The organism is Steroidobacter agaridevorans (assembly GCF_009932555.1).
Classification (GTDB): domain Bacteria; phylum Pseudomonadota; class Gammaproteobacteria; order Steroidobacterales; family Steroidobacteraceae; genus Steroidobacter; species Steroidobacter agaridevorans.
Genome location: NZ_BLJO01000007.1, coordinates 363,048 through 376,904, shown reverse-complemented (window position 1 = coordinate 376,904; position 13,857 = coordinate 363,048). Strand labels below are relative to the sequence as shown.

Genomic DNA, 13,857 nt, shown 5'->3' with positions numbered 1-13,857 from the left:
CAACAACACCAAGGATGGCTCGCAGTCCTGGGCGGCGGTGGATTCCGACAACGACCCATTCCTGTACAACTACGCGCCGACCAACTACATCCAGCGCCAGGACCGGCGCCTCACTGCCGGCGGATTCGCGCATTACGACTACAGCGATCACATGAAGTTGTACGGCGGCGTGATGTTCATGGATGACCAGACGTACTCGCAGGCTGCGCCGAGCGCGTACTTCCAGGGCAATGTCTATCCGATCAACTGCGACAATCCGCTGATGTCGAGTGACCAGGCCGCGATCCTTTGCGGAGCGGCTGCGGGCACGGCGACCAACGTCAACACGTTCGTCGGCTATCGCTTTGCCGGTGCGGGCGGCGCGCGTATCGACGACTTGCGCCACACCGACTACCGCATGAACCTCGGTTCGCGCGGCGACATCGCCAGCGGCTGGACCTACGATGTCAGCTATCTGTTCTCTCGAGTCATCTACGACGAGAGCTACAAGAACGATCTGGATCTGAACAAGGGCGCCCGGGCGCTGCAGGTCGTGAATGTCGGCGGCGTGCCTACTTGCCGATCCGTCGTTGACGGCACCGATCCGGATTGCATCCCCGCCAACGTGTTCTCTGCGTTCGGCATCAGCGACGAAGCCTATGGCTACCTGCTGACTCCGACCTTCACGCACGGTGTGCAGACCGAGAAGGTCGCCAATCTGACCATCAACGGCGATCTGGACCAGTACGGCATCCGCAGCCCGTTCGCCTCGGCGGGTGTGGCGATTGCGACCGGTGTGGAACATCGCACTGAAGATCTGACCTTCGAGGCCGATGCGCTCGCTCAGCAGAAGGGGACGAAGGAGAACGCCGGCGAGTTCAATGTCAAAGAGCTGTATATCGAAGCGGACGTGCCGCTGGTCTCGGACAAGCCGTTCGTGGACGAGCTGGCCGTGAACCTCGGCTATCGCTATTCGGACTATTCGATCCAGGGCGGCACCGGCTTCACTGCGGACACGTACAAGTTCGAGCTGCGCTATGCGCCGATGTCTTCGTTCAAGCTCCGTAGCAGCTACAACCGCGCGGTGCGTGCTCCCAACATCACAGAGCTGTTCGCCGCGCAGGCGCTCGGCAACGTGGCTGCGCAGGATCCGTGTTCCGGAGCGAACCCCGAGCAGAGTCTCGAGGACTGTATTCGCAGCGGTGTCACTGAAACTCAATATGGGTTGATTCCCGAGTGTCCGGCCGATACTTGCGTGACGCTCGGCGGCGGCAACCTCGGTCTGCAGCCGGAAATCGCCGACACCTACACCTACGGCTTCGTGTTCACGCCGAGCTTCCTGCCGAGCTTCACGTTCTCGGCGGACTACTTCGACATCTTCGTGGATGGTTATATCGGCCCGGTCGATGCCCCGACGATCATCAATGAGTGTCTGAACGGCGGCTCGGAGTACTTCTGCAGCCTGTTCCATCGCGATCCGGTGTCTGGCGTACTGTTCGGCACGAACGGCTATCTCACGGCCACCAACCAGAACACCGGCTATCTGCAGACCTCGGGCATGGACTTCACGTCCGGCTACAACTTCGACCTGGGCAACCTCCTGCCGGGCGTTCCCGACCTGGGCTCGATCGATATTTCTTTCGTCGGCACCTGGTTGAACAGCCGTCGCACCGAGCCGTTGCCGGGCCTGGACAGCTACAACTGCGTCGGTTTGTATGGCCCGACCTGCGGCCAGCCCTCGCCGAAGTGGCGTCATAACGTCCGCATGACCTGGACCTCGCCGCAGCAATCGACCACCGTGTCGGCCAACTGGCGATATTTCGGCTCGGTCGGACTCTCCAGCAACGACTTCCTGCTGGACGATGAGGGGACGAATTACATCGCGATGAACCGCCGCATCACCGGTTACAGCTACCTCGATCTGGCTGCGACCTGGAAGTGGGTGGAATCCGTCGAGTTCCGCGCCGGCGTCAACAACGTGTTCGATCGGGATCCGCCGGTGATCGCCGCGGGGCTGCTCAGCTCGTTCGGCAACGGCAACACCTATCCGGGTGTCTACGATCCGATGGGCCGCCTGGTGTACTTCGGCATGACGGTGGAATTCTGATTCCACGGGTGGACGGCGCGTTGTCTTCGACAGCGCGCCGTCTCATCCCGGTGTTTCAGCGATTCGGCGGATCGAGCGTTGCGTGCCGACGCAGCGCTCAGTCGGGGGCTTTGAGCTGAGCTCGCAGATCCTTGAGCGTGCCCTGAATGTGTTCCTTCAGCAGCTTTTCCACTTTGCGCTTGTCACGTTCGAGCCAGGCGTTGAACAAGGCCTGATGTTCGATGTGGGCGCGTGCGTCGCGACCGGCCGGTTCGAGATGAGCGATGACGTACCGCTCCGCCAGCACTTCCAGTCGCTCGACCAGCTGCGTGGTGAGGGGGCGACGGCCCGGCTCCACCAGCGCGATGTGAAACTCTCGATTGCGAACGGCCACATCGGCCAGGTTGCTGTGCGCGGCAGTATCGAGCGCGCCGAAGGCTCGCATCGCCACCGCACGATCGTCGTCCGTCGCAACGCTCGATGCATACGCCGCCGCTTGCGGTTCGATTGAAAGCCGCAGCGCGTAGATCTCATCGACCTGCTCGCGCGACATCGCCTGCACGTAATAGCCCCGATTGGGGTGGTTGATCAGCAACCCTTCCTGCTCCAGCCGCGCCAGCGCTTCCCGCAGCGGGATCTTGCTGATGCCGAGCTCGGTGGCCAACGCATCCTGCCGGATGGGCTCGCCGTTGCGCAGCCGACCCTTGAGGATCTGCTCACGGACGACTTCGAACACGCGATCGGAAAGCGTGCGGACGACGATGCTCATGGCGGCGGGAACACGGCTCCAGATGGAATACCGTAGACGATCATACCCGAACCGGCGGGCGAAAGCCGGAGCCTGAATCGCTGCAGGCGCGCTACATAATCAACGCACCGCCAGCTCGAGCTCCGCGATGACGGGAAAATGATCCGACGGATACTGCTTTTCACGGTGCGTCGTGACCGTCTCCACCCGGTTCGCTTTCATGCCGCGAACCAATATCCAGTCGATGCGTCGCTCTGGCTTGCCGGTGAAATCGTGGAAGGTGCCTTCCGGGCCGCTGCGTTCTGGGGCGGCAGTCCAAACGTCCGTCAGTGAGTTCGTGAGGCTCGAGTAGACGCGACTCTCCGTTGTGGTGTTGAAGTCCCCGAGCAGAACGACGCGTTCCGTTGCAGGTAGTTTGGCCAAGCGATCGCGAATGAGCTCCGCACATCGAAGGCGAGCGGGCTCGTCGCTATCGCGATAGGGCAGGTGAGTGTTGTAGAGCGTGAACGTTGCGCCGTCGGCAAGGCGCTCGAAGCGCGCCCACGTCACCATGCGCGGATACAGATTTCCCCACGTGCGACTGCCTGGAACATCGGGCGTGTCCGACAGCCAGAAGTTGCCGGACTCACGCACACGCAGGCGATCCTTGCGATAGAACACGCCCATGTGTTCGTCGGCATCGCCGCCGCCGCGGCCTTCGCCGAACCAGACAAATTGCGGCAGACGCTCGACGATCTCATCGCCCTGGCGTTTGAAGAGTTCCTGCGTGCCGATGACGTCGGGATCTTCGGCGCGAAGCATTGCCACGACCAGGTCGCGCCGGGCGTCCCAGTTGTTTGCTCCATCGTTCGGAGTAAGCAAACGAACGTTGAATGTCATGACGCGAAGCGGCTGCGCATGCACCGGCAGCGCAGCCAGCATGCAGCCGACGATCCATAGCAGGAGTGGGGGCCACGGATGGATGAGTCGGCCGATGCTTCGGGTCACGGTACGCTCGTGCTCATAGATGACGTGTCTCCTCCGGCGGCGATTGGAAATCATCGTGCAGGCCATTGACGTACATGACCGGCAGCGCCGCCAGTTGCGCAGGGGAGATATTCTCCAGGCAGCTCACCATGACGGCAACGCCTTCGCCGTCGGGCGTGCGGGCGCGACCGAAAGATTTGATGCCGCAGGTCCTGCAGAACAGATGATGAATGTTCTTCGGTCCGAACTGGTAGTCGCTGAGCATGTCCGCACCGCGCAGCAGCCGGAAATCAGCGGGACCGATGAACGCGAGCCAGGCGCGAGCCTTGCTGCAGATCGAGCAGTTGCACTTCAACGTGCCCTGGCTCAGATCCACATCGGCTTCGAATCGGACCGCGCCGCAATGACAACCACCGGAGTAAGTCTGCTTCATGAGGTGTTCTCCACTGTAAAACCGACAGGTTACAAGAAGACGAACCAGTGGCGATGTTGCCGACATCGAGCGTCGGATCTTGCTCGCGCCGATTCCGCTCTCAGGCCGCCGTTTGTTCGGACGGCCGCTCTCTTGACAGTGCCCTGGCGATGGAGCGATGCTCGTTGACACCGGTGGCAATCGCAGAATTTTGCAATTCCGCTGGGCAGGGGGACGGCGCTTTCGCAAGCGAAGTCGAGGATCAACATGAACGGACTCGAGCCGTGCATGCGGCTGCCCGCGTCCGAAAATAATCAGGAAGATTTACATGGCGGCAAGGAAAGTATGGGCGGGCGTGGCGGTGCTGGTTTCGGTGAGCGCAGCCGCCGCACCTCAGCAGGCGGATAAAACATCGGCAGCCGCGCCGCTGGTCGAGGAAGTCGTCGTTACTGGTTATCGAGGCAGCCTGGCGCTCGCGCTGGAAGAAAAGCGTGAGCAGAGCGGCGTGGTGGATGTGATCAAAGCCGAAGACGTCGCGAAGTTTCCGGACGCGAATCTCGCGGAATCGTTGCAACGTTTGCCCGGTGTCGTGGTCGCTCGCGATGGCGGCGAGGGGCGCAGCATTTCGGTTCGCGGCCTCGGGCCCGACTACACGCGAGTTCGTCTGAATGGATTGGAGGCGCAGACCACCTCCAATGGTTTCGAAGGCATCAATCGCTCGCGAGGGTTCGATTTCAACGTGTTCGCCTCCGAGCTGTTCAACAGCCTCACCGTGCGCAAGACCCCGTCCGCTGAAACGGAGGAAGGCTCGCTGGGCGCGACCGTCGACCTGCAGACTGCGCGGCCGTTCGACAACGCCGGCACGCAGTTCGCGTTCTCTTCCAAGGTGAGCTACAACGATCTGAGCGAGAAGACCGATCCACGCTTCGCGCTGCTGGCTTCCGACACATTCTTCGACGACACGTTCGGCGTACTGGTTTCGGCGGCGTATTCGAAGAGTCGCAAGATCAGTCAGGCCAGCCACAATCTCAATTGGGACCGCATGACCGAGAACGGCGGCTGGTGCGACCCCGCGAATCCCGCCGGCGTCTGTTTCGGCCAGTATCCGGTGGGCATCAGCTACGAACAGCTTCGCTCAACCTCCATCTATCATCCGCGCATTCCGCGGCTGGCGCAGTTCGCAGTCGAAAATGAAAGACTCGGCATCACGTCGGCGATCCAATGGAAGCCGCGGGCGGGGACGGAAGTGTCGCTGGATCTGCTGTACTCACGTCATGAAGGATTGCGGCAGGAGAATTTGCTGACGCCGATCGGACTGTTTCGCGCGCAGTCCCAGCAAGGCAAGCCCGAAACCATCGTGCGGGAGGCCGAGGTTCGCGGCAACGATCTGGTCTATGCGGTGCTCGACAATGTCGATCTGCGCGCGGAGAACTCCATCTTCGATTTCAACACCGTCTTCAAACAGGCGGGCTTGACGGTCAAGCAGGAGTTCAACGATCGGTGGCGCGCGCAACTGCAATTGGGCGGCTCCGACTCCGACTTCGACGAGCCGCGGGAAACGACGCTGCAGGTGGATCGGCTCAACACGGACGGTTTCATTTATGACTTCCGCGATAGCCAGACACGGCCGCGCATCGTGTGGGGATTCGATACGACCGATCCGAACAACTATTACTACGGCCCGGCCGTGCCTGGATTCACAGGCGGTTCGACGGGTCCGGAGATTCGGCTGCGGCCGCAGGGCGTCGAGAATACCTTCAGGCAGGGCGCGCTGAGTGTCGAGTTCGATCTGTCGCAGGTCTGGACGTTGAAGAGCGGCCTCAACGTCCGGAAGTACACCTTCGATTCCGACTCGCGTCGCATGGCCAACGAGCGGAATATTCCCACGTTGCCGGCCGGAGTCACGGTGGCCGATCTGGTGCACCGGTTCTCGGGCTTCGAGGGCTTCGGCGTGCCGGCTGAAACGGCGACGGACTGGGTCGTTCCAGACGAGCAAGCCTTCATCGACATATTCGATATCTACGGCAACACAGGTGTGTTCGCGCTCAGGCGCGACGTGGCATCGGCGCGCAGTAATATCTATTCCGTCGACGAAAAGGACACGGCCGGTTACATCCAGGGCGATTTCAACACCGAGGTGTTTGGATTGCCCATGCGTGGTGATATCGGCGTGAGGTTCGTTCGCACGGATCAGGACGCTGTGGGCTTCGCCGAAGCAGGCGTCAATACCCAGCTGCTGCGAGTGTCACGCAGCTACGATGATTGGCTGCCGGCCGCGAATGTGGCTTTCGAGCTGCGTGACGATGTGCTCTTTAGGCTCGCTGCATCTCGCGTGATGACTCGTCCGCCGCTGGCACAGCTGACGCCGGGCGGTGCGGTGAACGTGGCCGGCGGCACGCGCACCGTCAACCAGGGCAATCCCAATCTCGATCCCATCGAGGCCGATGCGTTCGATGTGGGCGTGGAGTGGTATTTCGCGCCGGAGTCCGTCGTGTCCTTGGGCTTCTTCTATAAGGACGTGAAGACTTACATTGCCACCTTGCGCACGACTCAGCCCTTCAACACGCTCGGCATTCCGGAGGCCGTATTGGCTGGCACCGGCGTCACGCCGAGCGATGACTTCATTTTCTCGCGGCCGGTCAATAGCGATGGCGGTCCGCTGCGAGGCTTGGAGTTCAACCTGCAGATGCCGCTGAGTTTCCTGCCCGGATGGCTGCAGAACTTTGGTGTGCTCGGCAACTACACGCACGTCAGCTCCGATATCACCTACATCGTCAATCCAGCTCTGCCCGAAGGGGCGCCGGGAAGAACGGCGGTGTTGCCGTTGATCAACCTGTCGAAAGAGTCGGCGAACGCGACGCTCTATTACAGCGTGGCGGGATTCGAGGCGCGCGTATCTGCTGCATATCGCGACGACTACCTGCGCATCGTGCCGGGCCTGAATGGCCAGGATGCCGACGCGACCAAGGGCAGCGTCTATGTGGATGCTTCGCTGAGCTACTCGTTCGGCGATCATTATCAAATCTCGTTGGAAGGCCAGAACCTCGGCGATACGTACGAACACCTGTACAACGACACGCGCGCAGAGCGTAATGAGTACTACCGCAACTTCGGACGTCAGTACACGGCCGGGTTTCGCTATAGCTTTTGATTGGAGAGTCATTGTTGTCGGTTGAGTGTGGGTCGATCCGCAAATGGAGGGTCGTTGCAGCTGGAGTCCTCGCCTCGTGTGTCGCTGTGGTTTCGCACGCGCAGGCGCCGTCGGCTGTCGGTGGGATTCATCCAAACACCAGAGCGCTGATCGAACGCCCCCTGCGGTACCAGCCGCAGGGGGACGCGTTCGTCATCCATGACGGCGCAGAGCGATTCAATCGCCCGCTGTACGGTGGCAACACCGCGTTCCGGGTCGACGGCGGCGACAAGCCGGAGTTCGTTTTGTATCTGCCGGGGCGCGGCGGCAACCTGCGCTTGGCATTGCGTGCGCGAGGTGAAGCGCGCTGGCTTCACTCGGCAGCCGATATCACGAGCGGCTATCGTCCCGGCGAGTTGTTCTACGAGATCCGCGATCCTCTGCTAGGCGCAGCCGGGGTGCTGAAAATCGCGGCGTTGGCGTATCGCGACACCGAAGGACTGATCCTTCGAGTAACGCCGGAAAATGTCACGGCCGGTGTCGAGCTGCTGTGGGCGTTTGGCGGTGTCAACGGCGAGCGCGGCAAGCGCGACGGCGACATCGGGACAGAGCCTGTACCGATCAGTGAGTGGTTCCAGCCGAAGCCGGAGTTCGCCGCTGACAATCGGATCGAAATAAGCAAGGCCGGGCGGTTCAGGCTCGAAGCGAAGGCCGCGACATTGGCCGGCGTAGTTTCGCCGTCGGGTCGGATGAGCGTCGCCGATGCCGAGCATTGGGACCGAATAGATTCGTTGTTCGCGCCACTCCAGCATGCGACGAACACTGCGGCAACGAAACCGCTGGTCGTTGGGGCCCTGCCGCTCACAAGAGCGTCGGCATACTTATCTATCCAGCGTCTCGCGAGCGACGCCGACGCAACGACGGAGCTCGATGTCTACAGCGCCGTTACGGCCGAGCGAAAGAACGCGGATGCTCCAGCTGCCCGCGCTCAGCTCGCGGCGGAGTTCAAAGCCGCTTCATTGCCGTCGCGATTCGAATCTACACGTCAGCACTTCGCGGCTCTGCGCGCTCGCGTGGTCATCGACACGCCCGATCCATTCTTGAACGCAGCGGTCGCCGCGCTGAATGTGGCCGCCGATGCCGTTTGGGATGAACGTCAGCAAGCCATCATGCACGGAGCGATTGCATGGCGTGCAAAGTTGCTCGGTTGGCGCGGGCCCTATGCACTAGATGCGTTGGGTTGGCATGAGCGTGCACGGGCAAACTTCGAGTATTGGTTCGGGCGGCAGAACACAGATCCGATTCCGGATCGCCTGCCACCGGCCGATGAGAGCTCGAATCTCGCGCGTAATGAAGCCGGCCTGCATTCGAACGGCGATATGGCCAACGCCCATTACGATATGAATGCAGTGTTCATCGACGCACTGTTCCGCCATCTCGCCTGGACCGGCGATCTCGAGTTTGCTCGACGAGCCTGGCCGATCATCGGGAAGCATCTCGCCTGGGAGAAACGTCTGTTCCGGCGCCAGTTCGCCGATGGCGCCGACAAGCGCGATCTGCCTTTGTATGAAGCGTACGCGCAGATCTGGGCGAGCGACGATTTGCAGTACAGTGGCGGCGGTGTGGCTTATGCCTCCGCGTACAACCTCTATCACAACCGGATGGCGGCGACGCTCGCCAGGCTGCTCGGCCATGACGCGAGGCCATACGAGGCGGAAGCCGATGCGATCGGCAATGCGATGCGCCACTATCTGTGGCGGAAGAACGAGGGCGCATTCGCCGAATACAAGGATCTGTTGGGTTTGCAGCTGGTGCATCCGAGCGCGGGGTTGTGGAGCTTCTATCACACGATGGATTCCGGCGTGCCAGCGCCGCGGGAGGCGTGGTCGATGGCGAGTGCCGTCGAGCGGCTCCATCCTCGCTTGCCTGTGACCGGCCCCGGTGTGCCGGACGACCGGCGATACGAAATGTTTTCGACCACGAACTGGATGCCGTATTCCTGGTCGATCAACAACGTCGTGATGGGCGAGAACCTGCACACCGCGTTGGGTTTCTGGCAGGCCGGCCGCGTCGACGCGGCTTATCGGCTGGCGAAGAGCTCCCTGCTCGCGAGCATGTATATGGGCATCTCGCCGGGCAACGTGGGATCGATGAATCACCTCGACGTATATCGCCGTGAAGCTCAGCGCGATTTTGCAGACGGCTCCGGCGTGATGGCGCGTGCGATCGTCGAAGGGCTGTTCGGAATCACGCCGGACGCACTGAGCGGCGTTCTTGAGTTGCGGCCGGGACTGCCGTCGCATTGGCAACACGCTAGCCTCGCGCATCCCAATCTCAAACTCGCGTTCGAGCGAGAGGGCGCGGTGGATCGATGGACGGTGACGCAACTTGTCGCGCATCGGTTCAAGTCATTGAAGCTTCGGCTGCCGGCGACGCACGAGAGGATTGCGAGCGTCACGGTCAACGGTCAACGAGCCGAGTGGCATGCAGATCCGGAATCTGTCGGCCGACCGATGCTCGAGATCCTGACGCCCTTGAATGCAAACAAGGCGACGATCGTGGAGATCGAATGGGCTGGCGCGGAGCTGCAGCTGAAGGACGTGCCCGGCAATCGGTTCACACAGACGACGCAAGGCGCGTTCACTTGGTGGCAACCGTCGCTCGATGTGCCCGTCAACTCGCAACCGTCACCGACGACCGCCTATCGACGTTCGGTGCAGATGCAGTTCCAGCCAATCAATCTGGATGGAAAGTTCAACGACCGCGTCACCGAGATCTTCCGCAAGGGGAAATATCGAACGCCCCGTTCGCCGTACGTGTCGCTGGCTTTGCCCGCGCAAGGCATCGGCGCCTGGGCAGGCCACGTGAACGCGATGGCTGAGATCGACGACTCCGGCCTGCGCCGACTCGCGGCAGCCTCGAACAATCAGTTCGTACTTCCGGACGGCGTCGTCTTCAGGACGCCGGGGAAGCCCGGTGCGGCGAATGTGATTTTCACATCGCAGTGGGACAACTACCCGCGGGAAGCTGCGATTCCCTTGTGCGGTCCCGCAAGGCACGCGCACCTGCTGATGGCCGGCTCGACGAATCACATGCAGAGTCGGCTCGACAACGGTGAGATCGTGATCGCCTACACCGATGGGACAACCACGCGCTTCCCATTGCGTAATCCGTCGACGTGGTGGCCCATCGATCGGGACTATTTGACCGATGGCTATCAGTTCCCACTGCAGGTCACCCGCCCGACGCGAATCGATCTGCAGTCGGGTCGCGTGCGTCCGGCCTCGTCCGAGCAAACTGCCGCTGGCGGCGCCGTCGCCGGCGGCGCAGCCACGGTGCTGGATTTCCCTCTGGAAGAGCAGCGCACGCTCAAATCGCTCACGGTTCGGGCGCTCGCGAACGATGCGGTCATTGGCCTGATGGCGGTGACGCTGGCTCGCGACGATCAATCCAAAGTGTGCATGCCTCGGGACGCTCTTTAAATTGATCCGGGTGCATGCCGGCCTACAATCGATCGTTCATCAAGTAAGTCGAGCGCGGCGTGTGGATGAGTTAAGCCCCCCAGAAGCATTCGCCGCCGCGCTCGCAATCCTCTCCAGCACCTCCCGGATTTGAATCCTATGTCGATACAGCGTCGCTCATTGCTGCAGGCTCTGGCGGCTGCACCGGTTGCAATGCCAGCGCTCGCGGGCGTGACGAGTTCACTCGCGCCAACCGCCAGCAGCGCCGCGAGCTCGAGCCCGAAGCAGCCAAACACGTATCAAGTAAAGGACTTCGGCGCCAAAGGCGACGGCACGACGCTCGACACCCAGGCCATTCAAGCGGCGATCGACGCGGCGGCGAAGACGCAGGGCACGGTGATCTTCGACGGCGGCGTGTACTCGACCGGCTCGCTGTTTCTCAAGAACGGCGTGACGTTCCGGGTCGACCAGGGCGTGCGGCTGCAAGGCTCGCAGAACATCGAAGACTATCCGTTGCTGCCGACGCGCGTCGCTGGCATCGAGATGACGTGGCCGGCCGCGCTCATCAATGTTTACAAGGAACAGAACGTCAAGCTGACGGGCGATGGCATCATCGACGGCAATGGCAAAGTGTTCTGGGACAGCTACTGGAACCTGCGCCGTCAGTACGATCCCAAAGGCATTCGCTGGGCCGCGGACTACGATTGCCGTCGCCCGCGCCTGATTCAGTTCTTCGAAGCACAGAACGTGCGGATCGAGAACCTGTCGCTGTATCGCGCCGGGTTCTGGACCGTGCACATTTGCTATTCCCAGGATGTGACGGTCTACAACGTCATCATTCGCAACAACGAAGGGGGACGCGGTCCGAGCACCGACGGCATCGATATCGATTCCTCGCGCAAGGTGCTGGTCGAGAAGGCCGACATTACCTGCAACGACGACGCGTTGTGCATGAAGGCGGGGCGCGACTCGGATGGCTTGCGCGTCTCGCGGCCGACTGAGGACGTTGTCATTCGGGACTGCATCATTCGCGATGCTGCCGCTGGCGTGACGTTCGGTAGCGAGACTTCGGGCGGCTTCAAGAACGTCAAAGTGTCTGGGATCAAGGTGTATCACCCCACGCCCGTCGGCATTCTGTTCAAGTCCGCTCAGACGCGCGGCGGCTCGATCTCCGGCATCGAGATCTCCGACGTGTTCATGCAGGACGTGCCGGTCGTGATGCGCGTGAACTTGAATTGGTATCCCGCGTACAGCTACGCCAAGATTCCGGAAGGCATCAAAGACTATCCCGGCTATTGGAAGACCTTGTCGACGCCCGTGCCGAAAGAGCGGGGCATTCCGCAGCTGAGCGATGTGTACGTTCACGATGTGCAGGCTGTGGGCGCGAAGACGGCGTTCGAGATCTCGGCGTATCCGGAGAAGCCGCTGAAGAATTTCCGCTTCGAGCGGCTGCATCTGGACGCGTGGGCTGCGGGCAGCATTGCGAATGCAGAGGATTTTTCGTTCAAGGACGTGACCCTCCTGTCGCTCGACGGCAAGTCGGTGGATTTGAAGCAGTCCAAGAATGTGCGGGGGCTTTGATGAAGTGTCGAGTTGAGAATGGCGTTCGTGCCGCTGTTGCTGCCGCCGTCGCAGTTGCGTGCTTGCCCGCGGCGCGGCTCGCTTTGGCCGATGTTCAATCGGCGGAGGCAGTGCTTGCCTTTCCGGGCGCGGAAGGTTTCGGTCGTTACACGAAAGGCGGTCGCGGCGGCAAGATCTACAAAGTCACGAACCTGAATGACGCTGGGCCGGGCTCGTTGCGGGCAGCGGTCGAAGCCGAAGGGCCGCGCATCGTCGTATTCGACGTCGATGGCACGATCCGATTGAAGAGCCCGCTGCAGATCCAGAACGACTTCATCACGATCGCTGGCCAATCCGCACCGGGCGGCGGCATCACGCTGCGCGATTACCCGCTGCAGATCAGTGCGAATGAAGTCATCGTTCGCTATCTCCGAGCTCGCATGGGCGATGAGTTGAAGCTCGAGGCCGACGCGGTATCCGTGGGGCAGGGGCGCAACATCGTCATCGACCATTGCTCGGTGAGCTGGTCGAACGATGAGACGCTGTCGGTGACGCAGCGGGTCGAGCCGGGATTGAAGCATCTGACGGACGTGACGGTGCAGTGGTCGATCATTTCCGAGTCGTTGAACGATGCCGGCCATGAGAAGGGCCAGCATGGTTATGGCAGCTTGATTCAGGGCTCGTACGGCGCACGTTATTCGTTCCATCACAATCTGTGGGCGCATCACGAGGCCCGCATGCCTCGCATCGGCAACTACGCCGGCGCGAAGGACGATCCGGAAGGGATTGTCATGGACTTCAGGAACAACGTTTTCTACAACTGGGGGCCGGGGGCGACGACCGATTTTTATAACTGGCAGCCCGGTCTGGAGCGGGGCTACAACATGGATCCGTTCTACGGCCGGCCGGACAATACATCGCGCTTCGCTGCTGGGGCAGATTTGAACAGCAATGCGAATACGCATTCGAACTTCGTCAATAACTGGTATCAGCAGGGCTCGGCGACCGGCGGGCCGGTCGCGCTGTACATTCGGAACGCCAGCGGCAAGACGCACTTCGCGGGCAATTACATGGACGGCAAGCTGGTGCAGGATCAGTGGTCGCTCGTTGTGACTTCACAGCAGCCGGTTGTGTTCAAGACGGAACAGCCGTTCAAGTTTGGGCCAGTGAAAACGGAGAGTGCGCCGGATGCGTATAAGCGTGTGCTCGCATCGGCGGGGGCGTCGAAATCGCGGGATGCGGTCGATGAGCGTATCGTCGCGTCGGTGCGCGACAAGACTGGCAAGCTGATCAATAGTCAGAAGGACGTCGGTGGGTGGCCGGAGATTCGCGCTGGCGTGGCTGCCGCGGACGCGGATAGGGATGGCATGCCGGATGTTTGGGAGAAGGCGCAGAAGCTGAATCCGAAAGATCCAGCCAATGCTGCCAGCATCGACAGGGCTGGCTACTCGAACATCGAGCGCTATCTCAATAGCCTCGTGAAGTAGCTGCGTTCAGGTTGGGCGCGAAGTAACG

8 protein-coding genes are annotated in these 13,857 nt (G+C 61.5%); 5 read left to right on the top strand and 3 right to left on the bottom strand.

The features are described 5' to 3' along the window. On the top strand, positions 1-2,086 hold a 2,086-nt coding region (locus GYH35_RS25215; RefSeq protein ID WP_202624669.1), incomplete at its 5' end, for a TonB-dependent receptor domain-containing protein. Positions 2,087-2,183: 97 nt separating this feature from the next. Here GYH35_RS25215 and GYH35_RS25210 read toward each other — a convergent pair. The 3 genes from GYH35_RS25210 to GYH35_RS25200 all read right to left on the bottom strand — a co-directional run bounded on the left by GYH35_RS25210 (position 2,184) and on the right by GYH35_RS25200 (position 4,212). Then, the gene (locus tag GYH35_RS25210; RefSeq protein WP_161811688.1) at positions 2,184-2,834 is read right to left on the bottom strand and encodes a GntR family transcriptional regulator; all 651 of its coding nucleotides are present in this window, start codon (positions 2,832-2,834) and stop codon (positions 2,184-2,186) included. Between the two features lie 99 nt (positions 2,835-2,933). Continuing rightward, positions 2,934-3,734, bottom strand: a complete 801-nt coding sequence (locus GYH35_RS25205; protein WP_161812506.1) for an endonuclease/exonuclease/phosphatase family protein — start codon at positions 3,732-3,734, stop codon at positions 2,934-2,936. A 79-nt stretch (positions 3,735-3,813) separates the two neighbouring features. Further along, entirely contained in the window at positions 3,814-4,212 is a 399-nt protein-coding gene (locus tag GYH35_RS25200; RefSeq protein ID WP_161811689.1) for a GFA family protein, read from the bottom strand. A 307-nt stretch (positions 4,213-4,519) separates the two neighbouring features. Between GYH35_RS25200 and GYH35_RS25195 the strand changes: the two genes are divergently transcribed. The 4 genes from GYH35_RS25195 to GYH35_RS25180 all read left to right on the top strand — a co-directional run bounded on the left by GYH35_RS25195 (position 4,520) and on the right by GYH35_RS25180 (position 13,829). Continuing rightward, the gene (locus GYH35_RS25195) at positions 4,520-7,342 is read left to right on the top strand and encodes a TonB-dependent receptor (RefSeq protein WP_161829826.1); all 2,823 of its coding nucleotides are present in this window, start codon (positions 4,520-4,522) and stop codon (positions 7,340-7,342) included. Between the two features lie 86 nt (positions 7,343-7,428). Further along, positions 7,429-10,803, top strand: a complete 3,375-nt coding sequence (locus GYH35_RS25190; protein WP_161829825.1) for a DUF4450 domain-containing protein — start codon at positions 7,429-7,431, stop codon at positions 10,801-10,803. 138 nt (positions 10,804-10,941) lie between these two features. Next, entirely contained in the window at positions 10,942-12,363 is a 1,422-nt protein-coding gene (locus GYH35_RS25185) for a glycoside hydrolase family 28 protein (protein WP_202624665.1), read from the top strand. After that, a complete protein-coding gene (locus GYH35_RS25180; RefSeq protein WP_161829824.1) occupies positions 12,363-13,829 on the top strand; it encodes a pectate lyase family protein in 1,467 nt (488 codons plus the stop codon). Before GYH35_RS25185 ends, GYH35_RS25180 begins: the two co-directional genes overlap by 1 nt. The last annotated feature ends 28 nt before the right edge of the window (positions 13,830-13,857 follow it).